This is a genomic window from Vibrio sp. 1069 (assembly GCF_033340555.1).
Genome location: NZ_JAWOWP010000005.1, coordinates 293,801 through 312,543 on the forward strand (window position 1 = coordinate 293,801; position 18,743 = coordinate 312,543).

15 protein-coding genes and 1 riboswitch are annotated in these 18,743 nt (G+C 43.0%); of the genes, 11 read left to right on the forward strand and 4 right to left on the reverse strand.

Going from position 1 to position 18,743, the window contains the following annotated elements:
- The first annotated feature begins 171 nt into the window (after window positions 1–171).
- The 4 genes from R7040_RS11325 to R7040_RS11340 all read left to right on the forward strand — a co-directional run bounded on the left by R7040_RS11325 (window position 172) and on the right by R7040_RS11340 (window position 6,247).
- The gene (locus R7040_RS11325; RefSeq protein ID WP_017819843.1) at window positions 172–1,125 is read left to right on the forward strand and encodes a LysR family transcriptional regulator; all 954 of its coding nucleotides are present in this window, start codon (window positions 172–174) and stop codon (window positions 1,123–1,125) included.
- Window positions 1,126–1,276: 151 nt separating this feature from the next.
- Entirely contained in the window at window positions 1,277–3,220 is a 1,944-nt protein-coding gene (locus R7040_RS11330) for a TonB-dependent receptor domain-containing protein (protein WP_033906196.1), read from the forward strand.
- A gap of 32 nt (window positions 3,221–3,252) precedes the next feature.
- Entirely contained in the window at window positions 3,253–4,131 is an 879-nt protein-coding gene (locus R7040_RS11335) for an alpha/beta hydrolase (RefSeq protein WP_017819845.1), read from the forward strand.
- Window positions 4,132–4,873: 742 nt separating this feature from the next.
- On the forward strand, window positions 4,874–6,247 hold the full coding sequence (locus tag R7040_RS11340) for a carbohydrate porin (RefSeq protein WP_136976638.1): 1,374 nt from the start codon (window positions 4,874–4,876) through the stop codon (window positions 6,245–6,247).
- Between the two features lie 63 nt (window positions 6,248–6,310).
- Here the strand turns inward: R7040_RS11340 and R7040_RS11345 are convergent, their stop codons facing one another.
- Window positions 6,311–7,297: a LacI family DNA-binding transcriptional regulator gene (locus R7040_RS11345; RefSeq protein ID WP_005373712.1), complete on the reverse strand. Its 987-nt coding sequence runs from the start codon at window positions 7,295–7,297 to the stop codon at window positions 6,311–6,313.
- A 235-nt stretch (window positions 7,298–7,532) separates the two neighbouring features.
- Between R7040_RS11345 and R7040_RS11350 the strand changes: the two genes are divergently transcribed.
- From R7040_RS11350 to R7040_RS11360, 3 genes are all read left to right on the forward strand, one after another.
- Entirely contained in the window at window positions 7,533–8,972 is a 1,440-nt protein-coding gene (locus tag R7040_RS11350; RefSeq protein ID WP_025767958.1) for a sucrose-specific PTS transporter subunit IIBC, read from the forward strand.
- Between the two features lie 165 nt (window positions 8,973–9,137).
- On the forward strand, window positions 9,138–10,061 hold the full coding sequence (locus R7040_RS11355; RefSeq protein ID WP_054577739.1) for an aminoimidazole riboside kinase: 924 nt from the start codon (window positions 9,138–9,140) through the stop codon (window positions 10,059–10,061).
- 31 nt (window positions 10,062–10,092) lie between these two features.
- Complete coding sequence (locus tag R7040_RS11360) at window positions 10,093–11,547, forward strand: sucrose-6-phosphate hydrolase (protein WP_064354873.1); 1,455 nt, start codon at window positions 10,093–10,095, stop codon at window positions 11,545–11,547.
- 64 nt (window positions 11,548–11,611) lie between these two features.
- Here R7040_RS11360 and R7040_RS11365 read toward each other — a convergent pair whose 3' ends face one another.
- The gene (locus R7040_RS11365) at window positions 11,612–12,154 is read right to left on the reverse strand and encodes a dihydrofolate reductase family protein (RefSeq protein ID WP_054576134.1); all 543 of its coding nucleotides are present in this window, start codon (window positions 12,152–12,154) and stop codon (window positions 11,612–11,614) included.
- 99 nt (window positions 12,155–12,253) lie between these two features.
- Between R7040_RS11365 and R7040_RS11370 the strand changes: the two genes are divergently transcribed.
- From R7040_RS11370 to R7040_RS11385, 4 genes are all read left to right on the forward strand, one after another.
- Complete coding sequence (locus R7040_RS11370; protein WP_054576133.1) at window positions 12,254–12,820, forward strand: TetR/AcrR family transcriptional regulator; 567 nt, start codon at window positions 12,254–12,256, stop codon at window positions 12,818–12,820.
- Window positions 12,821–13,036: 216 nt separating this feature from the next.
- Complete coding sequence (gene yghU / locus R7040_RS11375; RefSeq protein WP_005373705.1) at window positions 13,037–13,894, forward strand: glutathione-dependent disulfide-bond oxidoreductase; 858 nt, start codon at window positions 13,037–13,039, stop codon at window positions 13,892–13,894.
- Between the two features lie 1,183 nt (window positions 13,895–15,077).
- A complete protein-coding gene (locus R7040_RS11380; protein WP_017819852.1) occupies window positions 15,078–16,247 on the forward strand; it encodes a D-alanyl-D-alanine carboxypeptidase family protein in 1,170 nt (389 codons plus the stop codon).
- A 212-nt stretch (window positions 16,248–16,459) separates the two neighbouring features.
- Entirely contained in the window at window positions 16,460–16,867 is a 408-nt protein-coding gene (locus R7040_RS11385; protein WP_005373701.1) for an SPOR domain-containing protein, read from the forward strand.
- Between the two features lie 50 nt (window positions 16,868–16,917).
- Here R7040_RS11385 and R7040_RS11390 read toward each other — a convergent pair whose 3' ends face one another.
- Together R7040_RS11390 and R7040_RS11395 are read right to left on the reverse strand one after the other, a co-directional pair.
- Window positions 16,918–17,391, reverse strand: coding sequence for a peroxiredoxin (locus R7040_RS11390; protein ID WP_005373699.1), 474 nt, complete (start codon window positions 17,389–17,391; stop codon window positions 16,918–16,920).
- Window positions 17,392–17,517: 126 nt separating this feature from the next.
- Window positions 17,518–18,534, reverse strand: a complete 1,017-nt coding sequence (locus R7040_RS11395) for an adenosine deaminase (protein ID WP_017819853.1) — start codon at window positions 18,532–18,534, stop codon at window positions 17,518–17,520.
- 89 nt (window positions 18,535–18,623) lie between these two features.
- Window positions 18,624–18,723, reverse strand: a riboswitch (purine riboswitch).
- Window positions 18,724–18,743: the final 20 nt, after the last annotated feature.

An 18,743-nucleotide genomic window follows, 5' to 3' on the forward strand; every position in this document is an offset into this window, starting at 1 on the left:
ATGAGGAAAACACTTCCCCATTTAAGAACTGAAACACACTTTTGCCCCTTTTCGTGTTAGCACGGAAACTGTCCTGCTACCAGACTTGTGTTTCAATAGTGCCTTGTAGTATCGAAAACACTTACCACAAACTCTAGAGATTTATGTACTATACCACCTACTGGAAGCTTGATGGGTGGTATTGACGTGAACTTATCTCAAATTGATCTGAATTTGCTCTTTGTTTTAAAGCACTTGCTCGAAGAGAAGCATGTATCTAACACCGCTATGGCTTTAAATATGAGCCAGTCTGCGGTAAGTCGAGCACTGCAAAAAATGAGAGTTTTCTTTAATGACGAATTACTGGTGCGCAAGAAATACGGCTATGAACTGACTCCAAAAGCAGAGTCAGTAAGGCAAGACATCAATAATGTGATTACCAGTTTAGAAAAACTTGCCCATAGAGACTCGTTTGATCCGAGCACTGTATCAAGCACCGTTAAGGTTTACGGCCTTCTTCCTCAGATTAATACCTTAATGCCTAAGGTTATCGCTAAGATTCGGCAAGAGGCTCCAAACCTTAAGGTCAGTTTGGACTCAGCACCAAAACGTCATTTTGATGCGTTGGTGGCTGGAGATGTTCATTTCGCACTTTCCTCTCATCAACCGCCAAGCTCTGAGCAAAATATCTATCGAATGGTTGTTGCTAAGCGTACTTTCCGTTTGCTTATGAGCCGCTATCATCCACTGGCCGATTTAGAGCTAACTCCAGAGCGTTTGGCCGAATTTGACTTTGGACAAGTCTCTTTGCAGGGTGAGAAGCGATTGTCGTTTGAGCATAAATACCAAGAGCTAGGGTTAGCGAACAAAAAAAAGCGTTTATCAGCGCCAGTGCAACTGAATAACTTTAGTTCTGCTCCAAGTATCGCTGCGGAGACTGAGATTATATTTCATCTACCGACACCTTTTGCAGAGGCAGCTTGTCAAGACCCTCGCTTGATCGTTCGAGAAGTACCTGCCGAGCTACAGTTGGACTTTCAAGAAGTCTTCCTATATTGGCACAAACGCTTTAACGATGATCCTATGTGTGAATGGGTACGAGAGATCTTTAAACAGCTCTATGTTGGAACCGATACTTTAGCTTAAATGCTTATATCGGGTAATTCGTGGTTAACTATTCGTATATTGGATAGTGATATTCTCTTTTCTCGATAGTGATTAACTTGTCAGTGATTATGATAATCAGGTTTAATTGATAATAATTATTAAATGCAATTACATTTTAAGCCTATTCAATATGAAGCCTCTTTTCACATACTCTCTATTTTCTACATCAGTTGTTTCTGCTTGTATTACTGTACCTATGGTCGTTGTTGCAAATGACCAGTTACCTGAGACTGGTATCAATACAACAGCAATGGAAACCGTAGTGGTTACAGCCTCTGGTTACGAACAGAATGTCACAGAAGCGCCAGCAACAATAAGTGTTCTCACCCGAGAGCAACTTGAAAATCGCTCATATAAAGATTTGACTGATGCTTTAAGTGATATACCTGGGGTAACCGTTACAGGAGGTGGTGATGGCCAAGATATCTCAATTCGAGGTATGCCTGCTCAATATACGGCCATTCTTGTTGATGGCAGGAAGCAGTCTGGTCGAGAAACTCAAACTAATGGTAGTACGTTTACTGAACAAGACTGGCTTCCCCCGTTGAGTGCAATTGAACGTATTGAAGTTGTACGTGGCCCTATGTCAACCCTTTATGGGTCTGATGCTTTGGGGGGTGTGATTAATATTATTACGCGTAAAAATTATCAAGAGTGGCACGGAAGCTTGCGTGCAGAAACGACGCTTCAAGAAAATTCAAAATCTGGAAATAGCTATCAAGGGCAGCTTTACCTTGCTGGCCCTGTCATTGATGGTCTGTTGAGTACTTCTTTGACTGGACTGTATCAGGAAAGAAAAGAAGATGAAATTGAAGGTGGTTATGCAGGTAAGACACTCGACAACTATCGAGCTTCTTTGTACCTCACACCTACCTCGGATGACACTTTTACTCTGGAGTTCACCAATCATAACCAAGAGCGAGAGACCACTCTAGGTAAATCAGTGGAGCGAGAGTCTCAAGTTGCAGTACGAGAATATGAACGCCAATCTATTGGTTTTAGCCACGACGGAAACTACTCTTGGGGTACAAGTTCTTCATTTATCAGTAATGAAACAGTAAAAAATATCGGTGCAGATAAAGAAGTCGAGAATAGTCAAATTAATACGCAATGGGGTCTGCCTCTTAATGCTCACTACTTAACACTGGGCGCATCTTTCGAGCAAAAGGATCTGACTGATAATAAACTGTCATTGACCTCTAAAAACAAGCAATGGGCAGTATTTGCTGAGGACGAGTGGTATCTCACGGATACATTCGCTCTCACCCTTGGTTTACGTTACGACGACAATGAGATCTTTGACGGGCAATTTAGCCCAAGAGCTTACGGGGTCTGGTCTATTGACCCTAGTTGGACGCTAAAAGGTGGTGTGTCTACGGGTTATCGAGCACCTAGTTTGACACAAATGGACGAAGAGTGGGTTCAAGAGAGCTGTAGAGGGCGTTGTTCTATTTACGGTAATCCAGACTTAACAGCAGAAACCTCCATCAATACAGAGATGGGACTGTATTACGTTAATGAGCGAGACCTTTCTGCAAACATTACTTTGTTTTACAGCGACTTCAAAGACAAGATCGAAAGTGAGTTTGTCGATCCGACGTGTACTGATAGCAGAAGTTGCGACCGCACTTACGTCAACATTGATGATGCGAACAGCTATGGTGCAGAAAGTTCCGTATCTAAGGGTATTACAGAGTCAATTACACTAAGTGCAACCTACTCGTATACTCGTAGTGAAAAGAACACTAATGACGATGATGATGGCTTGCCTCTTGTACAAGCACCTGAACATATCTTCTCACTTAATGGTGATTGGGCAGTGCGTGATGATGTTGCTTCATGGGCCCGCATGAACTATCAAGGCAAAGAGAAAAACAACATCACTAGTGATAGCACAAGAACGTTGGCACCTTCTATTACTTACGTGGATCTCGGTGTGAACTGGCGTGTAACTAAGAATGTGAAGTTAATGGCAGCGGTTTATAACTTGTTCGATGAGCAAATCACAGAGGAAGAGTTTGGCTACATTGAAGATGGCCGACGCTACTGGTTAGCTGCTGAAGCGACTTTCTAATCTACTTACTTTTTTAAGCGAATAACAAAACAATGAATACGAAAATTAAGTCTGCGATGACCTCTCTGCTACTTATGCCCTTTGTCTGTTTGGCTGGGGAGTTCAATGTAGAGAAGGATATCTTGTTCAAAACTGTAGGTGAAAGAGAGATTAAACTCGATCTTTATACTCCTTCGGTTGAATCAAATACTCAGTACCCGTTATTAGTCTGGGTACATGGTGGTGCATGGAAACGTGGGAGCAAAGACGCCATCCCAGAAAAGAACCCATTATTACTTCAGTCTGTGTTGAATGAAGGTTATGCGCTAGCTTCAGTTGATTATCGTTTAAGTGGAGAAGCGATCTTTCCTCAACCAGTACAAGACATTAATGATGCACTGAACTATTTGTACGACAATGCTGAAAAGCTCGGTATTAAAGCGGACAATGTTGTGATAATGGGACGCTCTGCTGGCGGGCACCTTGCTGGCTTTATTGGTGCGACTAACTCGGCATACAACCAAGTAGATTTCTATGAGCCACCAAAGTACAAGGTCTCAGCCGTAGTAAGCTTTTTTGGCCCTACCGATTTACTTGAGTTAAGTAATAAAGGTGGCAAGAAAACCAGCAAAAAATCGTCTGTATCTCGTTTCTTAGGAGATATTCCAAACAATATTCCAAAGCTTGCCAAGAAAGCATCAACGACGAGTTATGTGAATGAAAATACTCCACCATATATACAGTTACACGGCACCTTGGATAAGCGAGTGCCTCTATCTCAAAGTGAGATACTTAAGGCTAAGCTTGATGAGCATGGAGTTACCAACCAACTTTTCATTGAAGAAGGTGTAGGACACAGTGCACCTGTCTTTGATACCGAGAAGTACGTTACTCATGTTTTGGACTTCTTAAATAAACACTTTCCGAACTAACGCTCTAGTCAATATAAGGCTTAAAAGTTCAAGGGGAAATACTGAGCCAACTGTGATTACAGTTGGCTTTTTCATGTATCTCTATTGGGCATTTTATCATTCTGATTAATGGGAGCGGCTGGCTCATTTTCAGGCAGTGGTTGAATAAATCTATGACTACTTTAGGGTATGTATTCTAACGTACTTCTGTCCAAAAAAGTGTTTCGTTAGCTTGAATTAGAACAACAAAGCGCTCTTCACAGAAAATGAAGGTCGTTTATCTCGTCTTAACAGCCTTTCAAGTTGTTTGAAATGAGGTATCGAGATCCGCTTCGCTCTTAGTTACGTTCAACCTTAGCTGCTACTTTTCATCAATAAATAGAGATGAGTTACCATCAAGTAGCATAGGGAAGCGAGTGAGCACTATTCTCTCAAATGAACACTAAACCCCTTCTTTGTAGCCTGTCACCTTCAAACTACTTCCTCTAGCGCTAACAATTAATTCAAATGTGCGCTGGTTAATGATTTTTCTGTAAGTAACACAATTGAACGTGATAGAAGTAACAAAATCACCTCTTTGCGGTAACGTTCCCGAAAAGTTTATATATTATCGCCCTCATTGATATAATTAGTAGAGACGCTCTGAGTACGAGCGCTCTGAAATTCAGGCTTTAGATGGACATTTAAAGTCACCATAAGTTTGCGATTTTTCCTGGGAACGTTTGCAATATGCCTAAGTATAAATTTACGTGAGACTATGGAAATGAAACTACACACTTTGACGATGGCAGTAGCGCTTGGACTGGTTACTGCACCTGTATTCGCAGCAACAGATGTTGACGCTCTTGAAAAGCGAATTAATGAATTAGAACAGAGACTTGAGCAGACAGAAAAAGCATCCACAGAAGCAAATGAGAAAGCCTCAAGCTTTGAGTTTCATGGCTACGCTCGTTCCGGGCTGCTCATTAATGATGATCTGAATGGTGCAGTGGGTACTGGTCCTTACATGACGGCAGCTGGTGCTATTGGCGCGCCAATTGGACGATTAGGGGTTGAGGATGATCATTATGTGGAAGCAAACCTTATTCACAAACGCTTTGCAGATGATGGTTCCAGCGCATTGTTCCGAATCATGTTGGCAGATAGTACGGAAACCAATAACGAATGGACAGCGAGTGAGAGTCAATTAAACGTTCGTCAGGTATATGCTGAGCTAAACAAGTTGAGCATGTTCTCTGAATCAAGTGCGTTTGCTGACGCGACGTTTTGGGCTGGTAAACGATTTGACCGTGATAACTTTGACATTCACTTCTTTGACTCGGATATTGTTTTCTTATCTGGCACTGGTGCTGGTGTGTATGACGTCCAAATGAGCGAATCATGGAAAGCAAACTTCTCGATCTATGGTCGTGATTTTGGTGAGATTGATAGCTCGTCAACGGATGTTGAAAACTATATCGCGACAATGAACAACCGCTTCGGTAATTGGCAATTGATGCTGAGCGGCATGACGTCAGCTGATAACAATGATCGCGTAGAAGGCGCAGCGGACAAAGGTTTACATGCGATGTTTGCTTACCATGGCGATACCTTCTTTGGCATGAGTGAAGGCTTCTCTAAAACCGGTATTTTGATGGGTGATGGACTGGGTGCGGAACTTAAAGGCATCGGTTCAAACGGAGATTTGTTAGAAGACGCAAAAGCCGTACGCTTGTTCAGCTATGGTGTAACACGCATCGGCGACAACTGGCGTGTAGCACCTGCGTTGCTAGCAGAACACAGCCAAGATCGCTTTGCTAAAAATGATGAATTTACGTGGGCATCGTTCAACATCCGCTTAGCGCAAGAGTTTACGCAGAACTTTGAGATGGTTTATGAAGGCTCATACCAATACATGGACCTAGACAATGCGATTGATAAAGCAAGTGGCAGTTTTTACAAAGCGACAATCGCACCAACGCTTAAGATGTCTACCGCTGCAGGTTTCTTTGACCGTCCGGAGCTACGTTTTGCAGTTAGCTACGTTGATTGGAGCGAAGACTTGAATGGCTACTCGATTAGCCAGGATGCGGGTGCTGCAACGATGGGTGATGGTGGTGAAGTTCTGTTTGCACTGCAAATGGAAACTTGGTTCTAAAGGGATCTAACCGACAAAGAGTAATAAGAAAAGCGCCAACTGAAATCAGTTGGCGCTTTTTCATTAACAGGACTGACGCTCAATTGTTTTGAAGGTTAGTACCATCTTACTCATTTCAAAACTTCTGTTGGCAATTCTATCTAGTAGCAGTTTCGCACCATTTTCACCCGCTTTATCAAATGCATAGTTAAATGTTGATAAGGTTGGGGTACACACTGATGCGAGCTCATCATCACCAACTCCTAGCACTAAAACGTCTTTACCCGGTGTTAACCCGAGCTCTTGAATCGCTCTCATCGCACCGATAGCAATACGGTCTGTCGCACAGAACAAGCCATCTAGCTTAGGGTTCTTTGTTAAGTGTTGTTTTGCCAATGAATAGCCAGAATCGATGGTAAAGTCACCACGAGCATGGAAGGCGATCTCAAAACCATGGTGTTGCAGCGCTTGAACAAATCCTTCAGAGCGTTGCTTATCTACCGCGATATCGTCACCTTGCACGCCAATAAAACCCATGGTTTGGCAACCTTTTGCAACCAGTCTATTTCCCGCTTCAAACCCTACTCGTGCGTCATCATGAATGATGCTTGGAATATTAAACATGGAACCATCTTGACCGACGAGCACAACTGGAACGGCTGAGTTTTGAATTGCTTTTACCAGCTTGGAATCGAGGTGGGTGGCGTAAAGAATGATCCCTTCAACCCGTTTTTGGTTAAAGATCTGAATGTATTCCAGTTCTTTTTCGTGGGCTTGGTGAGTGCTAGCAAGTAAGACATGTTTCCCTGCTTTTTCAAGGACATCGGTTAATCCATCGACACCTTGGGATGTGGCATGAGAGGAAACCCGAGGAACAATGACACCAACCAGATTGGTCTTTTGAGATTTTAGATCTTTAGCGACTTGGTTTGGCACATAGCCACACTCCGCTACTGCTTGGCGGACTTTCAGTTTTGTCGCTTCTTTTACGCCATATTCATCGTTTATAACCCGTGACACTGTTGATTTTGATACGCCAGCCAGACGGGCGACATCATGCAGACTCGCCATTGTTCCTATCCATTCTGTTTTTCGTTTTTGGGATTGTTTGCAAAGAGAAGATGAAAAGCTCTTTGATAAGTAGCGATTCTAACCTCCTATACTGCTCTTAGGGAGAGAATTTGACGATCATTCTCACATTCTCTCTGCTTTATCTTTGATCATTTGGTTTTATTGAGCAAAAATCTGTTTTGCAAACGTTCCCGAAAATTTCGCAAGCTCAGATAATAATCCAATGGGGTATGAAATGAATTATCCGGCAGTAGCAAAAGAGTTGTTAACTCTATTAGGTGGTAAAAGCAACATCACCGCACTTGCGCATTGTGCGACACGCTTACGCCTTGCCGTTGCAGATGAGCAAAAAATAGATGAACAAGCGATTGATAGCCTTGAAGGAGTAAAAGGGCAGTTCAAAGTTGCGGGTCAGTACCAAATCATTTTTGGATCTGGCATCGTAAACCAAGTTTATGCAGAAATGGCGAAGTTGACGGGGATGAGTGAAATGTCCACCAACGACGTTGCGTCTGCTGGCGCAGAGAAACAAAACATTGTTCAGCGCGCGGTGAAAGGGCTGTCTGATATTTTCGTTCCAATCATTCCAGCAATCGTCGCTGGTGGTTTGTTGATGGGTATCTATAACCTATTGACTGCTCAAGGCTTGTTCATTGATGGCAAATCTTTGATTGATGCCAACCCAGGACTGACAGACTTGGCGAACATGATCAACACGTTTGCGAACGCGCCGTTTGTTTACCTGCCTATTCTGCTGGCATTTTCAGCCAGTAAGAAGTTTGGCGGTAACCCATATTTAGGGGCGGCGCTAGGTATGTTGATGGTTCACCCTGACTTGCTGAATGGTTGGGGATTCGGCGGCGCATCTGTGTCTGGCAACATTCCGGTTTGGAATATTCTTGGCTTTGAAATCCAAAAAGTGGGCTACCAAGGTTCGGTGTTACCGGTTTTGGTATCGGCATTCATTCTTGCGAAGGTTGAGCTAGGCTTACGTAAAGTCATACCTTCTGTTTTAGACAACCTTTTAACGCCATTACTGGCGATTTTCATAGCGGGTTTGCTGACGTTTACTGTCGTCGGTCCGTTCACGCGTGATATTGGTTTCCTATTGGGTGATGGTCTGAACTGGCTATACAACACTGCTGGCTTTGTTGGTGGTGCGGTATTTGGTCTTATTTATGCTCCGTTTGTTATTACTGGTATGCATCACAGCTTCATTGCGATTGAAACTCAACTTCTTGCGGATATTGCGACGACGGGCGGCACCTTTATCTTTCCTATTGCGGCGATGTCTAACGTTTCTCAAGGAGCGGCAGCGTTGGCGGTGGGCGTGATGAGCAAAGATAAGAAGATGAAAGGTATTGCGATTCCATCTGGTGTTACGGGTTTGCTGGGTATTACAGAACCGGCTATGTTTGGTGTTAACTTAAAACTACGTTACCCATTTATTGCGGCAGTTTGCGCTGCGGCGTTATCAAGTGCGTTCATCACAATGTTTAATGTGAAAGCTCAGGCATTGGGCGCAGCTGGTCTTCCAGGCATCATTTCCATTACGCCAGAGAAGATTGGGTACTACATCGCGGGTATGGTGATCGCGTTCTTGACCGCATTTGTTCTCACCATTGTTCTTGGTATGCGTGACCGCGCTAAAGTCGGTAGAAAAGCAGCGGCTTAATCTGAACTCCTTAGGGGTGGAGTCCCCCAAAATCCACTTCTTTTCCTAAATGTTTGGGGTGCTAGCCAAGCACTAATGGCTTGGCTAGCCTTTTTCAATTTTTACTTGGTAGTGAAGGTGTTCAACACGTTGGACTATCAGGGCTTTAATTTCAAGGTAAGCAAGATGAATCAAGTGTGGGTAACTGGTGATGCTGTTGTCGATCTAATACCGGAATCTGAGACTTCTTTACTCAAATGTCCCGGTGGTGCACCAGCGAATGTCGCCGTAGCTATTGCTCGTCTATCTGGTAAGAGTGCGTTTTTTGGACGTGTAGGTGATGACCCATTTGGTCGATTCATGCAATCAACGCTCGATCAAGAGGGCGTGAGCACGGAGTTTCTCGTTAAAGATCCTGAGCAAAGAACATCAACAGTGGTGGTGGATTTAGACGAGCAAGGTGAGCGCAGCTTTACGTTTATGGTAAAACCGAGCGCTGATCAGTTTATGTCTGTTGAAGACATCCCTAACTTTAAGCAAGGTGATTGGCTGCATGTCTGCTCGATTTCACTGGCAAATGAGCCAAGTCGAAGCAGCACATTTGAGGCGATCAAAAGAGTAAAAGCCGCTGGTGGTTTCATTAGCTTTGACCCTAACTTGCGTGATGAAGTGTGGCAAGATCAATCAGAAATCCAAGCTGTCGTGATGAAGGCTGTAGCGATGGCCGATGTGGTTAAGTTCTCTGAAGAAGAGCTTTTGTTCTTAACTGACTCAACATCGATGGCGCAAGGTTTACAACAAATAGCCGCTTTGAATATTGCTTTGGTCTTGGTGACACAAGGTGCGAAAGGTGTTTGGCGCGTCTTTGAAAGTCAGAGTGAACTGATCACAGGTCAAGTCGTTAGTCCGATTGATACCACAGGTGCGGGTGATGCTTTTGTCGGAGGGCTACTGGCATGCCTGTCTAGGTATGACGATTGGAAAAATCATCCTGTTGTTAGCTCTGCGATTCAATGGGCAAATGGCTGTGGTGCATTAGCGACGACGCAAAAAGGCGCAATGACCGCGCTTCCGACCCAGACAGAATTGCTGCAATTTATTGGGCAATGATCTCCAGATCCAATTTCAGTTGAGAAAAATTATGAGCTTAAACAACCGTTGGACTGTAGAGCAAAGATATCGCCGACTTGAGCAAATCCCTCAGTGTGATATCGAAGAAATGACACTTTCACGTCAGCAAGATAAAGGCTTTCCTAGTTTTCATATCGCCCCTAGATTTGGGCTGTTAAATGACCCAAATGGGTTGTGCTATTTCAATGGTGAGCACCACATCTTTTACCAGTGGACGCCTGTGGGACCAGTCCATGGAATGAAGTATTGGTACCACCTTTCTACTAAAGACTTCATCCATTTTACTGATCATGGTGTGGGTCTTCATCCCGACCAAGACTACGATTCACATGGTGTCTATTCGGGCGGTGCTTTGGTGGAAAACAACAAGGCTTTGCTGTTTTTTACTGGTAATAAGCGTGACCAAAACTGGAATCGAATTCCAGCACAGTGCTTTGCCACCATGGATTCAGATGGCAACATTGAAAAGCATGGTGTGGTCATTGAGAACGAACATTACACGGAGCACTTTCGTGATCCAAAAGTTTGGAAGAAAGGCGACGACTATTTGATGGTGGTGGGTGCTCAAACCAAAACTGAGCATGGTTCAATGGCGCTCTATCAAAGCAAAGATTTGAAAACGTGGCAGCATAAAGGTCCTATCAAGACCAAGTTTTCTGACCTTGGGTACATGTGGGAGTGTCCTGATTTCTTTGAGATTAATGGTCAATCGGTGATGCTGTTTTCTCCACAGGGCGTGAGCAGTAATAATCCTTATGATTTCAAAAACATCTATTCTGCTGCGTATATCGTGGGTGATCAGTTGAACCTAGAGTCGATGATTTTAGAAAACCACCAAGATATTTTGCAGCCAGATTATGGGTTTGATTTCTACGCCCCACAAACCTATTTAGATGAGAATGGGCGTCGCATTCTTATTGCATGGATAGGGTTGCCAGAAATCGACACACCATCGGTCACACACCAGTGGGCAGGAATGTTGTCTCTTCCTAGAGAACTAACGTTGAAAGATGGTTTTCTTGTTCAAGCTCCGCTCCCTGAGCTGAAGAGTTTAAGAAAAGAAGAGGTGGTCTTTGCACAATCCCATACACTGGAAAGCACAAGTTGTTTGATCCAATTAGACCTTGAGGGCGATGGCTTTGAACTTGAGCTGAGTAACCTCAAAGGTGACAACATCGTCTTTAGTGCGACAGAGCACGAGTTTATGCTGGACCGTCGTCACATGTCTCATTTGTACGCAGAAGAATTTGGTAGCATTCGAAAAGCACCAAGATTGGACGCTAAGCAGACGATTGATATATATATCGACAATTCTGTCATCGAGATTTTCATTAATGGTGGCAAACACACGATGACCAGTCGTTTCTTTATTGATGACCTTAGTAAAGTAACGTTGATAGGGTTGGAACAAGCAAGGCTTTTCCCTTTGAAAGGTATAACTGGTTTGTTTGAATCAGCTAAGTAACGGTTTCGAATACATTAAAACGCCCTTCATTGATTTAGTGAAGGGCGTTTTTCTTTCTAACTATCTAACTTAACTGCCTATCACGCACGTAAGTTGTTTGAACTAAGGTATCCAGAACAACTTCATTCTTGGTGACTTTGAAGTTTAGCGGTTGTTCTAAATCCCCAAATAGAGGTGCGCCGCCGCCAAGTAGGATAGGGAAGCGCGTGATCACCATTTCATCGATAAGATCTTCTTTCAGGAAGTTCTGAATCGTCACTCCGCCGTCGATGTAAAGATCGTTAAAGCCTTTTGCGTTTAGCTCCGCAAGCACATCTTTTTGCTCGCCTTTTACTAGAAAGACTTTGTCTTCGTAGCCTTGTGGCACTTCTGTCATGGTATTGCTGAGTACAAACACAGGTTTGCTGTATGGCCAATCGCAATCAAAGCTCAGTACGACATCTAGGGTGTTGCGCCCCATTACCAAGCCATCAATACGCTCCATCAGTGAGAAGAAACCAGTATCAATGTTGTCTGGATTTGGTACTGAATGTAGCCAGTCGAGTTTGCCCTGCTTATCTGCGATGTAACCGTCCAGACTGGTTGCAATAAATACGATATTTGCCATGAGTACCTCATCAAAATGGTGATGCTTGAGCCAAGCTAAAGTATGGTTTAAAATTAATTCTACAATGTAGAATAAGTATGAGTTTATCGAGAAGATCAAATGTCTGTCAACGAAAAGAAACGCGGGAGACCAGCCGCTAAGCAGTCGCAGTTAAGCGCAGAAAGCATCCTAGATACAGCTAAGTCATTGATGAAAAAGGATAGCAAGGTACCAAGTATTCGCTCGTTAGCGACGCAATTAAATGTGGATCCTATGGCGATCTATTACTACTTCAAAAACAAGAATGCGTTGCTTGAAGCGTTGACCACATCGCTGGTGGAGGAAATTTATCAACCGAAAGTGAATGAAGATTGGCAAGGCGAACTCAAAAATTTGTGTATTAGCTACATTGAACTGCTGCGTGAGTACAACGGGTTATTGCAAACCATGCTGAGCATGACATCGTATGGCCCTGCTCAAGTGTTTACCGAGCGCTATCAAATCATTGTTCAGCCTTTGGCACTGTCTCCGCAAGTGGAGAAAGACAGTTTGGATCTATTGGCAGATTACCTACACGGGTTCGCTTTCTCGATCAGTTGTTGCCACGATACGAGTTTGATTCAGACGGAGATGATGGATGGGCCGTTGAATCTGATCTGTTCTTCGTTATTGGCATCTCGAACCTAGTTCACATTATCGCGACGTTTTTACTTATAGCGTGAAAGAAAATCCCATAACCAAAGGTTCTAACTAAAAGAGATTGCAGGACTTTTATTTAGCGAATTCGACCTAATATCTTGAGTATGCCTAATCGCAGTTGGCGAAGAGGTGATGTTAATAATGCTTGCTGGCGCGTAAGACCCGTCAGTTTGAAGATGCATTCAAACACAATAAGGGAAAACAATGGCTAACGAATACATTCCACCAAAAGTTTGGACAAACGATAATGAAAACGGCGGTCAGTGGGCGAGCATCAACCGTCCGGATTCTGGCGCACGTCATGAGCAAGAGCTTCCAGTTGGTGAGCACCCATTCCAACTTTACTCAATGGGTACCCCAAATGGTCAGAAAGTGACGATCATGTTTGAAGAGCTTTTGGCGGCTGGCGTAACGGCAGCAGAATACGATGCATACCTGATTAAGATTGGCGATGGCGACCAGTTTGGCTCTGGCTTTGTGGCTGTTAACCCAAACTCTAAAATTCCGGCATTGGTTGACCGTTCGGGTTCTGAGCCAGTGAACGTGTTTGAATCTGGCAACATCTTGTTTTATCTAGCAGAGAAGTTTGATCATTTCTTACCAAAAGAAGGCGCTAAGCGTGCTGAGGTAATGAACTGGTTATTCTGGCTGCAAGGTTCTGCGCCATATCTAGGCGGTGGTTTTGGTCACTTCTACGCGTACGCACCAGAGAAGTTCGAGTACCCAATCAACCGCTTTACAATGGAAGCAAAACGTCAGTTAGATGTATTAGACAAGCGTCTTGCGAACAATGAATTCCTAGGTGGCGATGAGTACAGCATCGCTGATATCGCAACATGGCCATGGTACGGCAACCTTGTGTTGGGTCGTGCTTACGATGCGGCTGAATTCTTAGACGTAGAAAGCTACAAAAACGTTGTGCGTTGGGCAAAAGTAATTGATGAGCGTGAAGCGGTAAAACGTGGTCGAATTGTGAACCGTTCATGGGGTGAAGAATGGGAGCAGTTACCTGAGCGCCACAGCGCAGAAGATATTGATAAAGTATTGAAACTTAAACCATAAGCAATCTTGGCCTAGCTACGTCAAATGAGTTTAGTTTTATCTATGCTTATACAGTGACCTTAATCAAATCTATAGCGCACCATATACGGTGCGCTATTTTTATTCTCATTTAGTCTCGAAATGCTAATTTATATCACCTCTTGAAGAGCATTTAGTTCGTAGATGAATTTTTAATGTATTTATATATTATGATGCAAAACAAAGCTCATATTTCCATGTTAAATATGGACTGGTCATACTGCTTTCTAATAATTAAATTATTTAAAAATTATAAACTGATTTTATATCCATTATAAATAAAATTAATGATAATTAATATTTGACATAACCACTAAATTTATGTGGAATATGCGGGTTGATTTGTTTTGAAGAAATAAAATCAATTTCTAGTACTTTTATTTAAGACAAGCTTAGCTTTTAGCGATGTTTAATTATTAATGCTTATATCATGAAGGAGGATATGTATGATGTCGTCGTTTGAGTCGTACTGGGTTGGGATACGTCAAAGAATAGCCGCACAAACCGAAGGTAACCGCAGTTTAAAGTCTCTAGTCATTAAAAAGCAGCGTGTGAACTTAAATAACAGTGGGTTATCCTTTCGCGCTAAGTCCGGATGTCTTATCCCTCACTGTTATACCAAGTTCTCTGATGAGATAAACCTAAAAACATCGAAAAAATCGTCTCTTAGTTTTAAAAAAGGAAAGCTGTATTTTTCTCCAGTTTAATAATAAATGAAATTTACATAAATTATAATATTAGGTTTTTAAATTTATCGATAATTAATTACGATTTTATGATGCGTTTTCAATATGTTTTCTTGGTAAGTAATTAGCTGGACTTATTGTTGATTGTTTTTGTTGTTTCCTATTTAGATATGGATAAAAGCTCAACTACTTTTCCTATACCAACTTACTCCCTGAATTGACTTGCGCGCTTTTTCTCCCCTCTCAAAAAACATAGCGTTACGGAATTATTTTCGCTCCTGTTTCATTCTTCAAGACGAAAGCTCTACCTACCTCTCATTATTTTCGACAAACATTGAGTAAAAGTAACCAATCGTAACAAGGTGGCTGTAACTGAGCGCCGTTTCAATATACTCGTTTTTTAACTAGGTAATCCCGCGCTTTGAATTAATTCGGGTACCGTTTGTAAGCCTTAAATGCTACTAAGATAAGATGTCATGATGAGAAAAAGTACTATATTACACACAGTGTTAATTACAGGGTTCGCTGCTGTATCCTCGTTGGCTTATGCTGCGCCTTCAGTTGTGCCAAATGCGCCAGAACTCAGTTCTCGTGGTTATGTTTTGATGGACTTCCATACGGGGAAAGTACTGGTTGAACGTGATGCCCACAAACGTTTAAACCCCGCGAGTTTAACGAAGTTGATGACTGCTTATGTAGCTGGTCAAGAAATTAATACAGGCAATATTACGTTGAATGATGAGGTTGTCATCAGCCGAAATGCTTGGGCAAAAAATTTCCCAGATTCTTCAAAAATGTTTATTGAAGTCAATACTTCCGTTTCTTTGTCTGACTTATACCGTGGTCTGATTGTTCAATCTGGTAACGATGCCAGTGTCGCTATTGCTGAGCATGTTGCGGGAAGTGAATCAGGGTTTGTGAGTTTGATGAATAGTTGGGCCGCCAAGCTTGAATTGTCTAACACGGCATTCACCAACCCTCACGGCCTAGACAGTGACGGTTTATATTCGACACCTTATGATATTGCCAAGTTGGGCCAAGCGATTATTCGTGACTTACCTGATATCTATCCGCTGTATAGCGAAACCTCGTTTACTTACAATGGCATCACTCAATACAACCGTAATGGCTTGCTTCGTGATCGTAGTATGAATGTCGATGGCATGAAAACTGGTTATACAAGCGGCGCGGGTTATAGTCTAGCGACTTCTGCAACACAAGGTGATATGCGTTTGATTGCCGTAGTGATGGGAGCGAAGAGTGAGAATGTTCGTGAATCAGAAAGCAAGCAGCTGTTGAGTTATGGCTTCCGCTTTTACGATACGGTAATGCCGACTGAGGCGGGTGCGGAACTTGCGAAAGCTCGAGTTTGGATGGGCGAAAAAGACGAGCTTACTGTCGGCGTAGCTAACGATGTTTATCTCACTTTGCCAAAAGGAGATGTAAAAAATCTGCAAGCGGAAGTTGAATACAACGGTGATTTAGTTGCGCCAATTTCTGAGCAACAAGTGGTTGGTAAAGTGCTTTACAAAGTCGACGGTAAGGTCGTAAATGAAGCCGAGCTCGTTGCATTGGAGTCCGTGGAGGAAGGCAGTTTATTCAAGCGAATTTTAGACTGGTTTAAGCAATTGGTCGCTAGCTGGTTCTAAACAGTAGCGAACTTCTGTCTATATCACTCTATCTTGTTAATTTTCTATTAAATCAGTTTACTAAGGCGACCAACGTGGTCGCCTTACGTTTTTGGAATACTCGTTGCGTTAAAACACAGGCCCTCTTGTAAGGGTGTGTTTTTACCTGACCAAGAGCGTTTTGTGTTTTTGGGTGCGAGAGAAAAGAAACTAGAACAAGAATGGAGTGACACGTGCACAAGATTTTATCTTTGACATTGATTTTATCGCTCATGGGCTGCGCTATGCCTTACCAGCAGGAGGTCGATAGCGGCCAATGTGTTGGAGTCATGACCTCTCAGGATGCATATGGTTATTTAAACCCAAACCATTACACGATGCAGGTACTCGCGCTAAAGCAAGAAAAAGATGTGAAAGATTATATTCGCTATATCGATCCTAAGCATCCGGTTTGGGTTAACTGGAAAAACAGCCGAGGCACGCGTTGGTATACGGTAACTGTTGGTGATTTTAAAACGAAGCAGGATGCCTACAATGCGCTTTCTTCATTACCAAGCCGTGTAAAGCAGTCATCCCCGTTTGTGCTGACTTTTGCGGAAATGCAGCGTAAGCAACAAACGAGTGTTGTGAGAATGCGTTAACCAACAAAAAACGGAAGCGATGGCTTCCGTTTTTGTATTTAGGAGTAAGCTTAAAGCGCCGCTAAAATCGTTTCTGCTTTGCTTGCTTCAAACTCTTTTGGCTCTTCAACGTTTAGCTTAGTCACTGTGCCGTTTTCAATGATCATTGCGTAACGTTGTGAGCGAATACCACCAAAGCCGCCTGTATCCATTTCAAGACCTAATGCTTTAGTAAAGCTAGCGTCGCCATCACCCAACATCAAAATCTCAGAAGCGTTTTGAGCTTCGCCCCACGCTTGCATCACAAATGCATCGTTTACAGAAACGCACGCAATTAAATCAACACCTTTTGCCTTTAGCTCATCAGCTAATACCACATAGCCTGGTAGATGGGCTTCTGAACAGGTAGGGGTGAATGCGCCAGGTACAGCAAAGAGTACGACTTTCTTGTTCGCAAACAGTTCTGTAACGTCGTGGTTCACCATACCATCGGCAGTCAACTCACTTAGAGTTGCAACTGGTAGAGCTTGGCCTTGTTGAATCATGATTCTATTCCTTTTTGTGTGCTAGTTTAGCTTTCTCAGTCTAGCGTTTATAAATGCGGTTAACCACAGAGTTTTTGTAGGGTTTTAATACCTACGCGTTTGGCCTAAGGCGTGGCACTGATGCCTTTATTGCAAAGCTTCGTGCTGGTTTACGTATTGGCTAACAAGGTGACGATATTTCGCCTTTAACTCGTTATCGATAAAGCTGGCATCAATCGCGTTCATTGTAAATTGGGCAAGTTCACTCTTACTCATTGGATGTGCGTTGTTGACGGCCAGAAAGTTATCCGTCATGTAGCCACCAAAGTACACAGGATCGTCTGAGTTAATCGTTACAGCGACACCTTTTCGTAGCAAATCCACAATATTGTGATCTTTCATATCGTCGAATACACATAGCTTAAGATTCGATAACGGACACACTGTCAGTGGCATTTGGCTTTCGATTAAGGATTCAACTAATGCTTCATCATCAACACAGCGAACACCGTGATCCACGCGGCTCACGTAAAGCATTTCAATTGCATCGCTAATATTTTGTGCGGGGCCTTCTTCACCTGCGTGAGCAACGGTAAGTAAGCCTTCTTCTACTGCTTGTTTAAATACGCGCTTGAATTTAGCTGGCGGATGACCTTGTTCTGAAGAATCTAGTCCAACACCAATGATCTTATCACGGTGTTTCAGAATAGCCTGTAGGGTCTCTATGGCGCTCTCTTCTGAAAGGTGACGGAGAAAACACGCAATAATTTGCGAGGTAATGCCAAGTTTTTCGTGACCATCTTTTAGCGCACGAGCGATTCCATTGATAACAGTGTCAAAGTCTATGCCGCGTTCTGTGTGTGTTTGAGGGTCAAAAAAGATTTCGGTATGAATAACGTTGTCTTCTTTACAGTGCAGTAAGTATTCCCAAGTGAGATCGTAAAAATCTTGCTCCGTACGCAGAACTCCCGCTCCTTGGTAATAGAGGTCGAGAAATGATTGTAAGTCTGTAAACTGATATGCGCTGCGTAGTTCACTCGGAGAAGAGTAAGGGATCTCGATGCCGTTTCGTTTTGCTAATTTGAATAAGAGTTCCGGCTCAAGTGAACCTTCGATATGTAAGTGCAGCTCTACTTTTGGAAGACCTTGAATAAATGCGTTCATATTCCACCTTATGTGTATTGTGGATGCAGTTACTCTAAGAATAGGTATAGATAGAAATAAATCGAACGCTATCACAAAGAGTAAGACCCACGATGATCTCAACTCTTCGTAATCAGCACTTTGCGGGAACTGGTAGAGACCCCCAAACCATATCATTGGGGTTATACGAAGCAAACGAGAGGGATTATACGCAAAAATATCGCTTTGGC

What these genes read in the sequence shown, in the direction of transcription:
- R7040_RS11330 (WP_033906196.1), top strand. Translation starts at nt 1,277, where the DNA reads ATGAAGCCTCTTTTCACATACTCTCTATTTTCTACATCAGTTGTTTCT.
- R7040_RS11365 (WP_054576134.1), bottom strand. Translation starts at nt 12,154, where the DNA reads ATGGCAAATATCGTATTTATTGCAACCAGTCTGGACGGTTACATCGCA.
- R7040_RS11395 (WP_017819853.1), bottom strand. Translation starts at nt 18,534, where the DNA reads ATGAACGCATTTATTCAAGGTCTTCCAAAAGTAGAGCTGCACTTACAT.
- R7040_RS11355 (WP_054577739.1), top strand. Translation starts at nt 9,138, where the DNA reads ATGAATCAAGTGTGGGTAACTGGTGATGCTGTTGTCGATCTAATACCG.
- R7040_RS11345 (WP_005373712.1), bottom strand. Translation starts at nt 7,297, where the DNA reads ATGGCGAGTCTGCATGATGTCGCCCGTCTGGCTGGCGTATCAAAATCA.
- R7040_RS11390 (WP_005373699.1), bottom strand. Translation starts at nt 17,391, where the DNA reads ATGATTCAACAAGGCCAAGCTCTACCAGTTGCAACTCTAAGTGAGTTG.
- yghU (WP_005373705.1), top strand. Translation starts at nt 13,037, where the DNA reads ATGGCTAACGAATACATTCCACCAAAAGTTTGGACAAACGATAATGAA.
- R7040_RS11360 (WP_064354873.1), top strand. Translation starts at nt 10,093, where the DNA reads ATGAGCTTAAACAACCGTTGGACTGTAGAGCAAAGATATCGCCGACTT.
- R7040_RS11380 (WP_017819852.1), top strand. Translation starts at nt 15,078, where the DNA reads ATGAGAAAAAGTACTATATTACACACAGTGTTAATTACAGGGTTCGCT.
- R7040_RS11340 (WP_136976638.1), top strand. Translation starts at nt 4,874, where the DNA reads ATGAAACTACACACTTTGACGATGGCAGTAGCGCTTGGACTGGTTACT.
- R7040_RS11325 (WP_017819843.1), top strand. Translation starts at nt 172, where the DNA reads ATGGGTGGTATTGACGTGAACTTATCTCAAATTGATCTGAATTTGCTC.
- R7040_RS11350 (WP_025767958.1), top strand. Translation starts at nt 7,533, where the DNA reads ATGAATTATCCGGCAGTAGCAAAAGAGTTGTTAACTCTATTAGGTGGT.
- R7040_RS11335 (WP_017819845.1), top strand. Translation starts at nt 3,253, where the DNA reads ATGAATACGAAAATTAAGTCTGCGATGACCTCTCTGCTACTTATGCCC.
- R7040_RS11370 (WP_054576133.1), top strand. Translation starts at nt 12,254, where the DNA reads ATGTCTGTCAACGAAAAGAAACGCGGGAGACCAGCCGCTAAGCAGTCG.